Annotated in this window: 15 protein-coding genes and 1 pseudogene; 4 read left to right on the top strand and 12 right to left on the bottom strand. The window is 56.1% G+C overall.

Features of this window, described 5'->3' with window-relative positions:
* Nucleotides 1–23: 23 nt before the first annotated feature.
* The 5 genes from C8K63_RS04685 to C8K63_RS04665 are packed head-to-tail and all read right to left on the bottom strand — an operon-like array spanning nt 24 to nt 5,793.
* Nucleotides 24–1,526, bottom strand: a complete 1,503-nt coding sequence (locus C8K63_RS04685; protein WP_108215632.1) for a sucrose-6-phosphate hydrolase — start codon at nt 1,524–1,526, stop codon at nt 24–26.
* Nucleotides 1,523–2,668: an ABC transporter ATP-binding protein gene (locus tag C8K63_RS04680; RefSeq protein WP_108215631.1), complete on the bottom strand. Its 1,146-nt coding sequence runs from the start codon at nt 2,666–2,668 to the stop codon at nt 1,523–1,525. The genes C8K63_RS04685 and C8K63_RS04680 overlap by 4 nt, the downstream gene beginning before the upstream one ends.
* 27 nt (nt 2,669–2,695) lie before the next feature.
* A complete protein-coding gene (locus C8K63_RS04675; protein WP_108215630.1) occupies nt 2,696–3,538 on the bottom strand; it encodes a carbohydrate ABC transporter permease in 843 nt (280 codons plus the stop codon).
* On the bottom strand, nt 3,535–4,497 hold the full coding sequence (locus C8K63_RS04670) for a carbohydrate ABC transporter permease (RefSeq protein ID WP_108215629.1): 963 nt from the start codon (nt 4,495–4,497) through the stop codon (nt 3,535–3,537). The genes C8K63_RS04675 and C8K63_RS04670 overlap by 4 nt, the downstream gene beginning before the upstream one ends.
* Nucleotides 4,498–4,518: 21 nt before the next feature.
* Entirely contained in the window at nt 4,519–5,793 is a 1,275-nt protein-coding gene (locus tag C8K63_RS04665; protein ID WP_108215628.1) for an ABC transporter substrate-binding protein, read from the bottom strand.
* A gap of 167 nt (nt 5,794–5,960) precedes the next feature.
* Here C8K63_RS04665 and C8K63_RS04660 point away from each other — a divergent pair, with 167 nt between their 5' ends.
* From C8K63_RS04660 to C8K63_RS04645, 4 genes are all read left to right on the top strand, one after another.
* The gene (locus C8K63_RS04660) at nt 5,961–7,526 is read left to right on the top strand and encodes a carbohydrate porin (protein WP_108215627.1); all 1,566 of its coding nucleotides are present in this window, start codon (nt 5,961–5,963) and stop codon (nt 7,524–7,526) included.
* Nucleotides 7,527–7,686: 160 nt separating this feature from the next.
* The gene (locus tag C8K63_RS04655) at nt 7,687–8,619 is read left to right on the top strand and encodes a carbohydrate kinase (RefSeq protein ID WP_108215626.1); all 933 of its coding nucleotides are present in this window, start codon (nt 7,687–7,689) and stop codon (nt 8,617–8,619) included.
* A 156-nt stretch (nt 8,620–8,775) separates the two neighbouring features.
* Nucleotides 8,776–9,549, top strand: coding sequence for a ParA family protein (locus tag C8K63_RS04650; protein ID WP_108215625.1), 774 nt, complete (start codon nt 8,776–8,778; stop codon nt 9,547–9,549).
* A 169-nt stretch (nt 9,550–9,718) separates the two neighbouring features.
* Nucleotides 9,719–9,934 carry a hypothetical protein gene (locus C8K63_RS04645; protein ID WP_108215624.1) on the top strand — a complete coding sequence of 72 codons (216 nt, stop codon included), beginning with the start codon at nt 9,719–9,721 and terminating at the stop codon, nt 9,932–9,934.
* A gap of 43 nt (nt 9,935–9,977) precedes the next feature.
* Here C8K63_RS04645 and C8K63_RS04640 read toward each other — a convergent pair whose 3' ends face one another.
* From C8K63_RS04640 to C8K63_RS04610, 7 genes and pseudogenes are all read right to left on the bottom strand, one after another.
* Complete coding sequence (locus C8K63_RS04640; protein WP_095053983.1) at nt 9,978–10,157, bottom strand: hypothetical protein; 180 nt, start codon at nt 10,155–10,157, stop codon at nt 9,978–9,980.
* Nucleotides 10,158–10,353: 196 nt separating this feature from the next.
* Nucleotides 10,354–10,858, bottom strand: a pseudogene (locus tag C8K63_RS04635) (LysE family translocator).
* Between the two features lie 305 nt (nt 10,859–11,163).
* Nucleotides 11,164–11,553 carry a tautomerase family protein gene (locus C8K63_RS04630; protein ID WP_108215623.1) on the bottom strand — a complete coding sequence of 130 codons (390 nt, stop codon included), beginning with the start codon at nt 11,551–11,553 and terminating at the stop codon, nt 11,164–11,166.
* A gap of 7 nt (nt 11,554–11,560) precedes the next feature.
* The gene (locus C8K63_RS04625) at nt 11,561–12,187 is read right to left on the bottom strand and encodes an FMN-binding negative transcriptional regulator (RefSeq protein ID WP_108215622.1); all 627 of its coding nucleotides are present in this window, start codon (nt 12,185–12,187) and stop codon (nt 11,561–11,563) included.
* Nucleotides 12,188–12,215: 28 nt separating this feature from the next.
* Nucleotides 12,216–13,451 (bottom strand): FAD-binding oxidoreductase, encoded by a 1,236-nt coding sequence (locus tag C8K63_RS04620; RefSeq protein WP_256594912.1) that lies wholly within the window; start codon nt 13,449–13,451, stop codon nt 12,216–12,218.
* A 16-nt stretch (nt 13,452–13,467) separates the two neighbouring features.
* On the bottom strand, nt 13,468–14,769 hold the full coding sequence (locus C8K63_RS04615; RefSeq protein ID WP_108215620.1) for a SidA/IucD/PvdA family monooxygenase: 1,302 nt from the start codon (nt 14,767–14,769) through the stop codon (nt 13,468–13,470).
* The gene (locus tag C8K63_RS04610) at nt 14,766–16,145 is read right to left on the bottom strand and encodes a diaminobutyrate--2-oxoglutarate transaminase family protein (RefSeq protein WP_218279788.1); all 1,380 of its coding nucleotides are present in this window, start codon (nt 16,143–16,145) and stop codon (nt 14,766–14,768) included. Before C8K63_RS04610 ends, C8K63_RS04615 begins: the two co-directional genes overlap by 4 nt.
* Nucleotides 16,146–16,156: the final 11 nt, after the last annotated feature.

The raw sequence follows: 16,156 nt of genomic DNA, 5'->3' as shown, positions 1-16,156 counted from the left end.
TCTCGCGACTCGAATGACGCTGCTCATAGCCATCCAGAGCCCAGAGGCCATGCCTTGGGAATCGAGACACGCCCGCCACTTCCGCTGGCAAACAGCTTCACGCCCAGACTGTCGGGCCCCGGATAGAAGCGACTGCTGAGGCTGAAGCGCCCGTTCGCGTCGAACACCTCGATGGACGAGCGATCGAGGAACACACGCAGGTCCAGTCGTTCTTGTGTCGGGTCTATCGCCACGCTGCGCTGACCGGTGACTTGTGCACCCGAGCGGCTGCGGTCAAGCACCAGACGCTGCAGTGATGCATCGTAGTAGAGCAGGGTTTCTTCCTGACCATCATCGCTGCAACGCAAGGCGATTCCCAGGTGGCCGTCGGTGCAGCCGAGCAAATCCAGATGCACATGGATTTCGAGCCTGTCGCCACTCACTTCCCGCACCCATCGGGCTCCCGAGCCATCCCACCAGGACGTGCCCGGCAATGGCTCCTTGCGTAAGGCGGCGAGCTCCCGAGCCGGATACACGTAAAGACGATCTGCATGCAGTTCAAGTTCGCGCGGCAACCCGAGCATGCCGCACCAGTGATGGGCCTGGCTCGGCATCGGGCTTTCCCACATGTCGAGCCACGCCCATACAAGGCGCCGGCCGTCGGCGGCCAATAGCGTTTGCGCGGCATAGAAATCGTGGCCGTTATCCAGTTCGATAAAAGGCCCGCCGGTGAAGTGCCATTCGCTGTCGAGTCGGCCCACTCGATAACCGGTCTGGTACTTGTTGAGCCGTTCGTAACCCTCGGGTTGCATGCCCTGGGGGGAGTACAGCAGGACATCGCGCCCGTTCAGTCGGAACAAATCCGGGCACTCCCACATATAGCCATCGCCCTCGCTGCCGCTGGACACATAATCAAGGAATTCCCAGGTGTGCAGATCCGTGGAACGGTATAGCGGCAGTAGCGGTTTATCACCCAGACGCGCGCCGGCAATCAGGTACCAATAGTCATCCTTCTGCCATACCTTGGGGTCACGAAAGTGCATGATCGTGTCTTGCGGCGCGTTCTCGATGACGGCGCCATGCTTGACGAACCGGATGCCGTCGATGCTGGTGGCCAGGCACTGGACCTGGCGGATCGAGCGTTCGTCACCCACTTCCCCCAGCCAGGTGTGCCCGGTGTAGATCAGTGCCAGGGTATCGCCACACACCACCGCGCTACCGGAAAAACAACCGTCACGGTCGAAGTCGTCGCCGGGCGCCAGCGCAATGGGCAAATGTTGCCAATGGACCAGATCGGCACTTTTGGCATGCCCCCAATACATCGGTCCCCATTTCGCTTCGAAAGGGTGGTGTTGATAGAACACATGGTATTCGCCACGAAAGTACACCACCCCGTTGGGGTCGTTCATCCAGCCCACGGGGGGGGCAAGATGATAATCGGGTCGATAATCGTGGATGACACGAGACAGGCCATCACTCAGCGCATGCTGCGCAATCTCAAGGGCAGCGGACATTGGAACACTCATGGAATTCAAAGACACAGTCATAGGGCGCCTGCTCGTGCCGAGCGTAGAGGGACGCCATCCGGCAGGGTTTCAATGGCGTGTGGGTGGCGCTTCAAGGCCGTGCCGTCGGCGTCGAACAGGTGCAGGTTGTCGACGTCCAGTTGCAGCTCGACCCGATCGCCCGCCTGCCATCCGGCGTTGACCTCACAACGACTGATCAGTGGCTCGTCCTGACCTGTATCGAGGTGAACATAGGTTTCACTGCCCAGGTATTCGACCGCGGTCACGACGACGCCGGCGGTTCCCTGCGCCGCCTTGAGCGACATGTGTTCCGGGCGAATCCCCAGGCTCAGTGGAGCGTCCGCCGCCAGGTTCGAGCTGTCGAAGGGCAGGGAGGTCATACCCAGGACGGGAGTATCGACCAGGCTGGTTTCACCCGGTGCATGCAGGCGTGCCGCAAGAAAATTCATTCTGGGCGAACCGAGGAAGCCGGCGACAAAGCGACTCGCTGGGCGCTCATAGAGTTCGCGCGGTGAGCCGACCTGTTCTACGCGACCGCCATTGAGCACGACAATTTTGTCGGCCAGGGTCATCGCTTCCACTTGATCGTGAGTGACGTAGATCATGGTCGAGCCCAGTCGGGCATGCAGCCGGGCGATTTCGTTGCGCATCTGCACCCGCAAGGATGCATCCAGGTTGGAAAGTGGCTCATCGAACAACAAAATGTCCGGTTCCCGCGCCATGGCCCTGCCCATGGCCACACGCTGACGCTGCCCGCCAGACAGTTCCTTTGGCTTGCGTTGCAGCAGTTTGTCCAACTGCAGGATTTGCGCCGTTTTCAGCACGCGCTCGCGCAGGCTGGTCTTTTCAGTCTTGGCCAGTTTGAGGCCAAAGCTGATGTTGTCGTAGACGCTCATGTGCGGGTACAGCGCATAGGACTGAAACACCATGCCGACGCCACGCTCGCGCGGCTCCAGGTCGTTGACCCGACGCCCGTCGATCAGCAGGTCGCCGCCGCAGATCGAATCCAGTCCGGCGATCAGTCGCAGCAGAGTCGACTTGCCGCAGCCCGAAGGGCCGACGAACACCACGAATTCACCCGCAGCGATCTCCAGGCTGACGTCGCGAAGAATCCGCGCGCCGCCCAATTGTTTGTTCACGTTGTCCAGTTTCAATTTGATCACGATGCTGTTCCTTGTAGTTGTCGGGCATCAACCCTTTAACGCGCCGGCAGTGAGACCGGAAACGATTCGGCGCTGGAAGATCAGCACCAGAATCACCAGTGGGACGGTGACCACCACCGATGCGGCCATCAACAGCCCCCAAGGCAGCTCATGAGGACTCCCGCCGGAAATCAAGGCGATGGCGACCGGCACCGTGCGTTGCGTGTCTGTGAGGGTGAAGGTCAGGGCAAACAGAAACTCGTTCCATGCGGCGATAAAGGCCAACAAGCCAGTGGTGACCAATGCGGGCCATAGCAGCGGCAGTAGAACCCGGGTAAGCGTGACCCAAGGCGAAGCGCCATCCATGATGGCCGCTTCTTCCAGTTCATGTGGCAGTTGCCCCATGAACGTGGTCAGCACCCAGACGGTGAAGGGCAGGGTGAAAATCGTGTAGCTCAGGATCAACGCCCAGGACGTGTTGTACAGGCCCAGGGCGCGGATCACTTCGAACAGACCCGACAGTACAGCGACCTGGGGAAACATCGACACGCCAAGAACCAGCATCAATACCGTTCCACGCCCACGGAATTTCACCCGGCCCAAGGCATAGGCGGCGGTCACGCTGAGGAACAGCGCCAGCGTCACCACACACAGCGCCACCACCAGCGAATTACCGATCGCCCGCAGGAATGAAGCTTGATGGAGTACCGCCGCGTAGTTGGAGAAGTCGGGGTTGTCGATCCAGTAGCTCACCTCGAACAAGGCGCTGGACGGCTTCAGTGAAGTCACGATGGCGTAGTAGAAAGGGAAAACCGCATACAGCAGCAATACCCCGATCAGGCACCAGAACCCGAGGCGCAACAGTGCTTTTTTCAGTAGGCGCAGGTTCATGACCGGACCTCCAGTTGACGGCGTCCGAGGTAGAGATAAAGCATGGCGATGACCGCAACCACCAGAAACAGCAGCGTCGAGGCCGCGCTGCCGTAACCGACGTCCTGGAACTCCACCAGGTGCTGGCGGGCATACACCGACATGCTCATGGTGCTCGACGAGTTCGAGGTCAGCACATAGATGACGTCGAATACCCGCAGCGAGTCGAGGATGCGGAAGATCGCCGCCACCAGCAGTGCGGGCATCAGCAGGGGAAGGGTGACACGCCAGAACACTTTCAGCGGATGAATGCCATCGACCCTCGCGGCTTCGTAGCAATCGCTCGGCAACATCTGCAAGGCCGCCAGCATCAGCAGCGTGACAAACGGCACGGTCTTCCAGACGTCGACGAGGATCACCGCCCACATCGACAGGTCCGCATCGGCCGTCCAGGCCAGGGGCGCGTCAATCAGGCCGAGGCTCAGCATCAGGTGATTGATGATGCCGAACTGGTCGTTAAGCATCCATGACCAGATCTTCGCCGAGACAATGGTCGGAATCGCCCAGGGAATCAGAATCATCGCCCGCACCAGGGAGCGGCCGGTGAACTTGATGTTCAGCAGCAACGCCACCAGCAGCCCCAGGACGACTTCCAGTCCCACCGACACCGCGGTGAAATGCAAGGTGTTGCGCACAGCGTTCCACCATTGTGGATCGACCAGGATGCCCGACCAGGTGGAACCGTTGTGAAACAGATAATTGCTCAGACCGACGAAGGATCCGCCAGCGGTGTCCGACAGACTGGCATCGGTCAGGCTGAACCAGAATGTCCGTAGTAGCGGCCAGGCCGCCACCAGGGCCAGACACAGCAACATCGGTGTCAAAAACAGCCAGGCGGCGCGTACTCGACGACGCTGCACAGGCGTTTCCCTGGTGAGCAGGAGCTCGTCACAGGGGGCATGGGTAGTAGAGACAGACATGGTGATTTTCTTCCTTGTGGCTTACCAGTTCCGGCGTTTGATGCGCGTAAGTTCGCTTTCCAGCTCGACCAGCGCCTGATCCACAGGCAACTCGCCCGCCAGCACACCATGCACTCGATCGAAGAACGCATTGGAGACCCGTGGATAGCGATCGGCAGTGATGGAGGCGGGGCGCATGACCCCATCGTTGAGAATGCTATGGAGCTGACTGTAATAAGGCATTGCCGCGAGCAATTCGGGATCCTGATACAGCGACTCGATCACCGGGTTATAGGCGGCAGCCAGAGCACGATGTTTTTGCTGTTGGGCACTGGTCAGGTAGCTCACCAGTTCTGCGGCAAGTTTTGGATGGGCGCTGTAACGCGACACCGCCAGGCCCCACCCACCGAGGGTGGAGGCATGGGTACCGGTCTCGCCGCCACGGGGCAGAGGAGCGACGCCGACTTTGTCTTTTACCGCACTGTCCTGGCTTTGCACCAAGGCCCAGACATAAGGCCAGTTACGCATGAACAGCGCATTGCCCGACTGGAATACGCCACGGCCTTCCTCCTCGGTGTAGTTGAGTACGCCACGCGGGGAGATGTCTCCTACCCAGCTTTTCGCCAGGGTCAATGCCGTTCTTGAGGCCTGGTTGTTGACCACGATGTCGCCTTGCGGATTGACCAGCCCGCCTTGCGGTTGGCTGCTGATCCACTCCAGCGCATTACACGTCAGGCCCTCGTAGGCGCGCCCTTGAAAGATGTAACCCCAGGCATTGGGGTTCCCGGCGTTGCGCTCGGCTTGCTGAACATCCCTGGCCGTAGCGGTCATATCCTCCCAGGTCTGGGGAACCTGCTTGTCGTACTTATCGAGCAAGTCCTTGCGGTAATACAGCAGGCCCGAGTCGGTGAACCACGGCATCGTCACCAGCCGTCCGTTCACCGTGGCGTTATCGACCTGTGCCTGGAAGTAGCCTTGGGTAGCGTTGGCGGGAAGCACTTCGCGCAGATCCATCAGATGTTTGGCCAGCATACCCGGCCACACCATATCGATCTGAATGATGTCGATGTCGGAGGACTGCGCACTGAGGATCTGTTGGTAGAACGACAACCTCTCGGTTGCCGAGTTAGGTGTTGAGACCACCTCGACGTGGTTGCCGGTCTGTTTGGACCACGCCTCGACAGCCTCTTTGCAGAGTTGTAGCTCCGCACCCACCGCGCCGCAGGAGATCGTCAAATCAGCTGCGTTCGAGAGGGATGGAAGCCCGGCACAAAGGGTGAGCAGTGCTGCTGGAAGAAGAGATTTAAGCGCTTTCATAAAGCCCTCTTTATTTTTGTTTTTAGAAAAGTTAACGTTAACATCGCCAAATGTAGCAGCGTATTCGCGATGAGGCATCTTTTTTTTCGTCGATTGCGACAATTCGCAACTCGCGAAAAATGGCCGGTCGCGGGAACAAGACAATAAAAACAAAACAGGAAATCCACATGCAGAAAGCATCAAGCTGGCTACTCGCAGGCGTGCTCAGCACCTCGGCGGTAACCTCTCAGGCCGCGACTCTGGAAGAACGCATGGCCGCGTTTGAAGCCCGTACCAGCGCAGCGGAGAAGCGTGCGGCCGCAGCCGAACAGCAAACCCAGGCACTTGCCAGGGAATTGCAGCAGATCAAACTCGCCACTGCTCCCTTGCAGCCCGCCGCGTCTACTGCGGCAGTCATTTCGGCGCCCGCTTTGGATACCCGAGTGGCAAAACTCGAGGCCCGTCAGCAAAGCCTGGAGAAAGAGGGCAGTACCGGACACCTCACTGATGGGTTCAGCTTCAACGGCTACGCCCGCTCCGGATTGCTGATCAACGATCGGCTGGGTGGTGGTCGTGGTGGCCCTTATGAAACGCCTGCCGGTTCAGTCGGTGGTGCAGTCGGGCGACTCGGTAACGAGGACGACACCTACATGCGTATAGACCTGTCGAAAGAAATCTATGCGCAAAACGGCACCCGTTCCAAATTCACGGTCTCCATCGCCGACGGTGTGGAAAGTTCCAATGACTGGACGGCCGACGAAAGCAAACTGAACGTGCGCCAGGTATTCACAGCGCTTGACCATCTCGCTGCGTTCAAGGGCAATTCAGTGTTCGAGAACGCCACCCTGTGGGCAGGCAAGCGATTCGATAGAGATAATTTCGATATCCACTGGCTGGACTCGGACGTTGTCTATCTGGCCGGCACCGGGGGTGGAATCTACGATATGCAGATGAACAAGAATTGGCGTTCGAACTACTCTTTGATCGGGCGTAACTACGGGGATTTCAGTCAAGGCGATCTTAGTGCCGATGTAGAAAGCTACATCCTGACCTCCAACCAGTTCTTCGAGGATGGTCAGTGGCAGTGGATGTTCAATGGCATCGGCGCAAAGAAAAACGATTTCGCTACCCGCACCAATGCAGCGGGTTTGACGCCTGCGGATTCCGGCTTGCACAGCATGCTGGCCAATCACCAGAAAAACTTTTTCGGCCGGGAAGGCTTCTTCAAAACGGCGCTGCTCTATGGGCAAGGTCTGGGAGCCGAGGTCAAGAACATCGGCTCGGATGGCGAACTCATCGACGATGCCCGCGCTCTGCGTCTGGCACTTTACGGTGAGACACCCCTTGCGCCTGACTGGCGTATCGGCCCCAGCTTGCTGGCCGAACAGAGCAAGGATAGATACGTCAAGGGTGACGACTACCGCTGGCTGACCCTGAACGTGCGCCTGGCCAATAAAATCAACAGCAATTTCGAGATGGCCTACGAAATAAGCTGGCAAACCATGAACCTCGACCCGAAGGACTATCTACAACGTAATGCGGTCGACGGTAACTTTTGGAAGTTCACTGTCGCCCCGACATTCAAACCTGAGGTTGGAGATCTTCTTACACGTCCCGAATTGCGAGTGTTCGCAAGCTTCATGAACTGGTCTTCGGATCTGGACGGATTCAGTACCACAGACTCCTTTGGCATGACGGATTTCAAAGCCGGAGGTGTATGGCAATACGGTATACAAATGGAAACCTGGTTTTAATATTTGAACGAGTCCGGCCAACATCTGCTTTGAGGTTGGCCAGGAGAACTTCTCTAACTTCAACAAACCCTGCCTTTCATCAAAGCGTATTGAGTCAGTGATTACTGGTCGAAGCTGATCGGCCAGCAGTTCCCTACGACAAAAAATTGAGGAAATGACGATGGTATTGCCTCGCGCAGTAGTATTTGGCGAAGCCCTGACCGATCTTGTCCAAGGCACTCCCGGACAGTGGAAGGGCTACCCAGGTGGTGCTCCCTGGAACGTTGCACGAGCGCTAAGTCGCTTGGGTGTCAGCAGTGCTTTTGCTGGGTCGGTGAGCATGGATTCACTGGGTGACGAGATAGTTTCGCAGTCGGAAGCGGCAGCATTGGATATGAGGTTTATCCAACGGGTAGACCGAGATCCTTTGGTCGCCATCGTTCCATCGAGCCGTCCTCCAAGGTACTTTTTTGCTGGAGATGCCGATCTGTTTTTTGATCCGGATCTGATGCCCGAAGGATGGATCAACCATGCAGAGCTGTGTCATTTCAGCTGCATCAGTTTGGCTCGACAGCCACTCGCAGACAGGCTGGTTAAAATTGCTCATCAGGCCAAAGAAGCCGGTAAACGGATTAGCTATGATCCGAACTGGCGCAATTTAATGGATAGCCATTATCGGGAGCAGACCTTCCCTACGATGACCACCCTTGCTGACATGATTAAGCTTTCCGACGAAGACCTTCGGCAAATTTATCCAGGGCTGACAGAACACCAGGCAATGGATGAGCTTCGCGCTCTTAATCCTCAGGCGCAGATCCTTTTTACCCGAGGGGAACACGGGATGGTTCTCCACACCCCGGACAGCCAACTCGATCAGCCGGCGATTGCCGTAAAGGTAGAAGACACGGTTGGAGCAGGAGACGCTTGTATGGCTGGTTGGCTGGCTGCGGAGTTATTGGGGATCGCAGACTTGAGAGAGCGCCTGCAATTTTCAGCGGCTTGCGCATCCATATCTTGCCGCCATGCAGGAGCCCATGCTCCAGCGCTAGCTGATGTGGAAGGTTTGCTGAAGCGGCTAACATTGGCAAACCCAGGGGATTGCTCATCCGTGTAAATCTATCGCTACCACCTTGTGTTGGCAGTCAAATGCTCTAGTCCGCAGCTTTGGCCAATCGCTGTCGCAAAACTGTAATGTTGTCGTCATAGAATTGACATGACTTCTTACACACTTCAGCCGGCCTTTGGCCTTTTTCATGGATGAGCAAGCCCTATGCGTCGTGTCATATTCAATCAGAAAGGGGGCGTTGGGAAATCCAGCATTGCCTGCAACCTTGCCGCCGTGAGTGCTGCCGAAGGTTACCGAACGCTGCTGGTCGATCTCGATCCCCAGGCAAACTCGACTCACTACCTCACGGGCCTGACCAACGAGCACATTCCCGCAGGCATAGCCGACTTCTTCAAACAAACGTTGTCCAGTGGCTTTGAAGGCAGAAGGAATCGAGTGGCCATCACCGAGACCCTTTACGACAACCTTCACCTGGTGACTGCTAGCTCTGAACTGTCAGACCTCCAGTCAAAACTCGAGAGCAGGTTCAAGATCAACAAACTGCGCAAGTTGCTGGTAGAGCTGTCCGAGGACTATGAGCGCATCTATATCGATACGCCTCCGTCGCTGAATTTCTACACATTCAGCGCGCTGGTGGCTGCAGATCGATTGCTGATTCCATTCGATTGCGACAGCTTTTCTCGCCAGGCGATGTACCGTGTTATCGCACAGGTAGAAGAACTACGTCTTGATCACAATGAATCACTGAAAGTGGAAGGGGTGGTGGTCAACCAGTTCACCGGGTATACCGGCCTGCATCAATCTCTCGTGAATGAGTTGCTGGCCGAAGGCTTGCCAGTGCTACCGGTCTATCTGAGCAGCTCCGTCAAGATGCGCGAATCTCACGAAATGTCAGTTCCCATCATCCATTTGGCCCCGCGACATAAGCTTTCGCTGGAGTTTGTTGGCTTGCTGGACGCCCTGGAACGGGCCGCTTAGCTTCATCGTGGATGGGCTGTTACAAGTGTAATCGCCCCCTCGGGGGCGTCCCTCCAGCTAGTGTCAAACCAGCCAGAGCCGGTGATTCAAAACCATTCCGTGCAGTTGAAACACTAACGAAACATTCCGGCCATATGATTCGCACCACCGAAACCTGGGAGGGTTGTAGATGAATCGGCCATCAAGAAGCATGCGCAAACTGCTCGACGCCGTTGCCACCAACAATGAGGCAGCGTCGCTTGATGTGATGCGTGCTGCAGAGCAGCTCCAGGATGAGGTGTTGCGCCAACGATTGCTGAACTTGATTCATCGGCTCAACCAAGACGCCAATGACTTGCGAATGGCGCGGGACGATATCCAGGGCGGAGTCATCAAGCTCGCGTGACCTGCGTCCACCACTTAAAACCAGTCCGCCTGAGCCACACCGCTTACATTTGCTCGGAATCTGTTGTTCCTTGAGCGAATGAACTGGATGCGGCTTCAATCCGTTCCTGCAACTGAGTCACATATGTCTTCGCTTCCTCCAGGTTCTGGAACGACACTGCATTGTTGTCGAGCCAGACCGTGCATCCACTGCCTTCCTCATGCGCTTCAATTCTGACGTTCATCTGCGATCCCTATGCGTTTTGGTGCGGTGGATCGTAGCGTACTTTTCAGACGTATAAAAATTAAACAAATGCTCTAGATCAATGCTTTGCGAAGCATCCGGTTCAGGCCGCCTTGCAAAAAACTGTAGGAATATTGCCTCGGCAGGTATCACCCCCAATCACTGATGGAAATGTGAAAGCAGGGGAGATGTCGTTCTCAACGCTTGCTGAACGCCAGTCGAGTGGCAAACAGAACAAAGACCATACCGGTGGTGCGATCCATCCACTTGGTTACATTTTCACGCAGTGGTTGAGTGGCGCCAATCAACATTGACGACCACAGTAAACCGAGCGCCACGTGGATGCTGACCAGGCCAAATGTCCAGGCAATCAAGGAGTGCCCTTGGGGAATGAACTGAGGGAGAAAAGAGACATAGAAAATGCCAACCTTGGGATTAAGGACGTTCCCCATCCAGGCCAGGTAAGCGGCGCCACAGTATTTCAAGAGATTGAATGCCAGCTCAGAGACTGCAATCAACGCACCCAAACCAAAGGCGACGGCGGCGCCCCACAACAGGCAACCAACATTGATACCCAGCGCAGCTCAGGAATGCCTGTTGTTTACCTTCCACTGTTGCGGTTCTCAAGACCAATGCGGTATCGAGGCCTGGCGTCAGCGTCAGTAGAGTGGCGGCGAAGGTAAACGCTATGCGTAAGGCTATCGATAAGAAGCCGGACACTTGGACATGCAGTCACCGGCTGGTAGGGCAAGAGCAAAACGTCTGTTCAGAGATCCAATGGTGGGTTCTTCAGACAAGTTACGGTCAACCGGCCTATACATTTGACTACCGAGTCTACGCTGCGAGAGGCTCAAGATGAGGCAGTTGCCAAGTCCAACAATCACAAAACCTTGATTCCACAGAGCGTCGGTCAAATGCCAAATGCTAGGTCAGCGCAATCGGCAGATAGCCAAAGCTGAAACTGACCCGCATATGCCATAGGCTATTGATCCAAAAGCGGAACGATATCAAATGGAAATAGCATATCCAAAGTCGATCTCACTCGCCGGCACTCCACCACGCATACCCCAGTTCTCTGGCTCTTGCTCGATCAGCAGTATCAGCGTGGCATGCTCTGAAATACCGAGCTGCGCAGCAATCCTTTTACTGATCAACTGATAAAGCTGGCGCTTGGTTTCCAGCTTGCGTCCCTTGAAGACCGTGATTTCAATTTGGATGAACTCACTGCGATCTCCTGGGGAGCGGAAGCGGTCTTTGTCATAGCAGACATAGCGTGCCTGGAGCTCTTCGTCACTGACCTTGAACACCGATTTCAAGCAACCATAAATTGTCTCGATTATGGCTTGTTGGGTATCGGCGTCACGGTGAACAGGGTCTTCTACTCTAACGATGGGCATACTGACCTCAGTTTGAATGCGGTTTGGTAGCAGCGTGCAGGAGCTCCATCAGGAACTCGGCATGATCGTGTTTTCGGTTGTCGAGTAACCACCGCAGAGCCGCTGACGAATCTGGCGAGGTTTTGTCTTGGGAGAGTTTAAAACGTCCCTCGGTATTTTCCGGCTGTATGACCAACCCAAGAATATGTGGCAGGTTCGATATCACCCGAGGGTCGCGCTCGTCGACCTGATAGTCAGAAGGCTGCTCTGACAACCGTTTCGCGGTTTGCTCGAGGATTTCCAATTTTTGGTGGGGGGCGTCCACCACAGTTATGTTCGCCTGCATGTGAACGGCGAGGTAATTCCAAGTGGGGAGTTGTCGCGAGACGTAAGCCTGTGGAGGAATGTAAGCCGATGGCCCCATGAAGACGATTTGAGCACTCAGATACTGTTCGCCTTTGAACTGCGAGTTATTGCCGTCAACATGTCCGAACAACGACCCATCCGGCTGACGCCATAGCGGAATGTGGCTACAAAGAAATTGTCCGTCCCGATGCGATGTGATCATTGCCAGCGGAAACACATCAATGAAACGGTCGATCATTCCCTGGTCAGTGGAACGGTATTGAGGGTAATGAAAGGGGCAGGCAGGCATAGTGTGTACTCGGATTTGGTATATAAGATCAGGACGCAAGCACGGTGCGACGTTGTTTCCGGCGATCAAGTGCGATGACCATTTGCGCCAGCCAAGTCAGGGCGTTACCCGTCTTGTAAGTGCCTGATGAAACTGGCAGATGCAGCCCGTTGGCCCCACACAGTCGATCCATCAACGTTCGCCCCATCAGCATTGAAAGCGCAATGCCTCGACCGTTACAGCCACTCCACCCCATGATTCGTTCGTCATGCTGGTGAACCTTCGGCATCCCGTCTGTAGTGAGGCCCACCCACCCGGCCCACTGTTGCTCGGGCTCTTGCACAACTGTGCCGTAGAGGCGCTTGATGCGATTCTGGAGCAATGCACTGCAAGCGGAAGAGCGCTGGAGCGGTAACGCGAAGCAGCCCGTCAGGAGCTTTGTAGGCCCCAAACGGCGTGCAAACCACATGTCCTTGCGGTTGTCTGAAAATGGCAGTTGCCTTTCGGCCCGGCACAGCTGCGGCACGGCGAAAGTCGCAAGGGTTAGGGCTAGCGGACTAACTGCTCGCCGCGTCGTAAGGCTGGCCGCTGAACCATAGGCATTGCCGGCGATAAATACGCGCCCGGCCCTGATCTCACCTCGCTCAGTTTTGACGGCAACCCAGCCTCCCTTCGGTCGAACATCGAGCGCACTGCAACGTTCGATGATATGCCCACCTTTGCGGTTGACCGTGTCCGCCAGTTGGTACACGAATGCGAGGGGATTGATGGCACCAGCATCGCTAAAATGGAGGCCTTCGGAATACTCAGTAGTCCCTAATGCAGTCTCCAGTGCTTCGGGCTCCATGGGGTCTACCTTGACCCCCTGGCGCATCCAACTCTTTGCCAGTTTATGGGCCCCAACCCCCGCAGCTCCAACCATTGGTAGTACCCAGCCTTTGACAGTTAAATCGGATGGGGCGTACTCAAAAACAGCCTTCGCTGTATCGCTCAGAGCGGCTAAAAATGGCGCTGTATCCTCGCCTAGCATATGTTGGAGTGACTCCGGCGAGTGCCTCGATGGTATGGGTACCACGAAGCCCGAATTGCGACCGCTTGCCCCAGAGCCAACGTCCCCGGCCTCCAACACAGTTACCGAGTAACCTGACTCCAGCGCACGTAGCGCTGCTGCTAATCCGCCAATTCCCGCTCCCACTATCACTACATCACTTTCAAACGGAAGGTTACCGGCGCGAGCGGTGCGACAGGGCAGTTGTGTTTGCCAACAAGAAGGCGCCGCCAGCATTTCGCTTATGGCCTGGTTAAGCATGGCGCTGCACCCTGGCTTCCAAGTTGCTGGTCAGTGATTCCACGATGCTTTGTGAACGTAACGCCAGCAAGCTGAACGAGCCTGCGTCCCCCATGCCATGTGAAGACTCGCATAACCCGTTGAGGTAGGTGGGCAAGCCGTTGAGCAAGTCGACGCGATAATCCCTGGCAATGGTCAACGTGTCGATTTCATTTTCACGGGCGATTGGGGCTAGCAAACTCGGGAAGGGCTCCTGACGGTCTCCGGTGCCGAGGTCGAGAAAACCCGTGGCCAGAATCACTAAATCGAACGACTGGCTATGAATGCTTCCTTGAAGATACTGCCGACTTTTGATTTGCACCCCGTTAGGGGTAGGTATGCAACCGACCATGTCCTCACTCGTTCGTAGTTGCAACCGACTTTCACCTTGCAGCATTTGCTCATATTTACGTACATAGAGCTGGTTTAGGACATCGATGTCGGCAGACGAATAATTGGTATGCACCAGTTCCTGACGTAACCGCGCCTTATGTTCTGCGCTGGCGTTGTGGAATGTGTCGACAAATGAGGGAAAGTAGACCTCGTCGGAAAACGGGCTCGTATCCTTCTGGCGATAGCCAAAATTACGTGTGAACCCTACGACCTCTCGTACGCCAGTCTGATCACTTGCGTGCAGCAAAATCTCTACCGCGCTCTGACTGCCACCGATTACGGCTATGCGGCATCGCCCATCGGTGGCTGCCAAAGCTTCAGCGAGGGCAGGCAAATAGTCGTTTAAATGGCGTACGCGTCGATCTTTGATCCCCGTGAAAGGGGCAGGAATGTGAGGCGTACGGCCAGGGGCGAGCACCAAAGAACGAGCAAGAAATACCCCGCCATCGACGCAGCACACTTTGTAGTGGGCGCCTTCGCCATTTGATGGGTTTACTGCTTCCACCGATGCAGCTTCACAACCGTAGGCGACGATGTCTTCAAAGAAATTTGCAACCCAAGAAACGTATTGGGCATATTCCGCACGCAGGGGATGATGCAACGGAAGGTTCAAATGCTCGTACAGGCGGTCTTGTTCGAACAGGAAGTTCGTGAAGCTGTAACGGCTACGCGGATTGCGTGGGGTCACTAGATCTCGCAACGGATGATTCTGGATATCCGAGCCCGGCAGCAACATGTTCGGCTGCCACAATGGGCTCAGGCGCTTTTCAAGAAATTGCACACTCATGCCTGGAGCCAATTCTTCCAGGGCGATTGCCAATGCGATGTTTGCTGGGCCAAATCCGATACCCAGTACATCAACGATCTTTCCACGAGTGCTCATGCCAGCACCTCCACATGGCGAGTATCTTGCGTGACTCGAGTTGAACTGATCATTTGTGCAGCCAGAGCTCGGTCAAGCCGCTCCAATACCAAGTCGACTTGAGCGCTGGTGATTACCAACGGCGGGAGAAAACGCAGCACTGCACCATGACGTCCACCCGTTTCAATAATCAGGCCCTCGTTCAGGCAGGCACGCTTAACACTTGCAGCTATGGCTCCAGCCGCCTGCGGGTGACCAAGTGCATCGACGCGGCCATCCGGTTCCACCATCTCCATACCTAGCATCAAACCCCGTCCACGCACGTCACCGATGCATGGATAGCGATTCTGGAGCTGCAACAGGCCCTGGCTTAGTTGATCACCGACAACCTTGACGTGATCCAGCAGCCCTTCATTTCTGATGAACTCCAGGGTTGCGGCTCCGCTGACCAAAGCGATCTGATTGCCCCTGAACGTACCGGTGTGTGCCCCCGGCTTCCATTGGTCGTACTGATCTAAATACAGCAACAAAGACAGTGGGTAACCACCACCGATAGCCTTTGAAAGAAGGATGGCGTCCGGCACGATATCCGCCTGCTGGAACGCGAACAGGTCGCCACTGCGACCAACACCGGCCTGGATTTCGTCAATGACCAGTGGAACGTCGTGCCGTTGAGTGATTTCCCTCACTTGGCGCAGCCAATGCGCGCTTGCTGGAATGCAGCCCCCTTCGCCCTGTATTGCCTCAAGTAAAACCATTGCTGGTTTACCAATGCCACTTTCCGGATCGCTGAGGGCGTTTTCCAGGCAAACGAGGCTGAGCCGCTCTGTCTCTTCCGGACTGGTTCCGGCGCCAAATGGGCTGCGATAAACGTAGGGGTAGGGCAGAAAGTGCACTTCGCCTGGCAGGCCAGTAATCTCTTTTTTTGGTGCTAGGTTGCCCATCATACCGAGCGTGCCGTGAGTCATACCGTGATAAGCACCCTGAAACACGATGATCGGGCGGCGTTTCGTCGCGGTTTTGAACAGCTTTAGGGCAGCCTCGGCGGCGTCGGCTCCCGTAGGCCCGCAGAACTGGATCTTCGCTCGTTTGGCGAAGGCAGGCGGAAGCATCTCGTAGAGCTCCTGGACGAAATGCAGCTTTGCCGGAGTCGCGATATCGAGGGCCTGTTGCAACTGCCCGGACTGCAGAAACTGGATGACGCGTTGCTGAACAAATGGGTGATTGTGCCCAAGGGGAAGAGCACCTGCGCAAGCAAGGCAATCCAGATAACGGCGCCCATCGATGTCTACAACCTCGGTGCCTGCACCTTGACTCAGAACTGTTGGAATATTCCTAGCGTACGTCCGGGCATTGGATTCCAGGCGCGTGAGAAAATCGATAGATGATTCAGTCATAATTGACATTC

It is taken from the genome of Pseudomonas sp. GV085, assembly GCF_003050925.1.
In the GTDB taxonomy this organism is placed as follows: Bacteria; Pseudomonadota; Gammaproteobacteria; order Pseudomonadales; family Pseudomonadaceae; genus Aquipseudomonas.
Note: the sequence above shows the minus strand (reverse complement) of the source record. Positions and strands in the feature narration are given on the sequence as shown.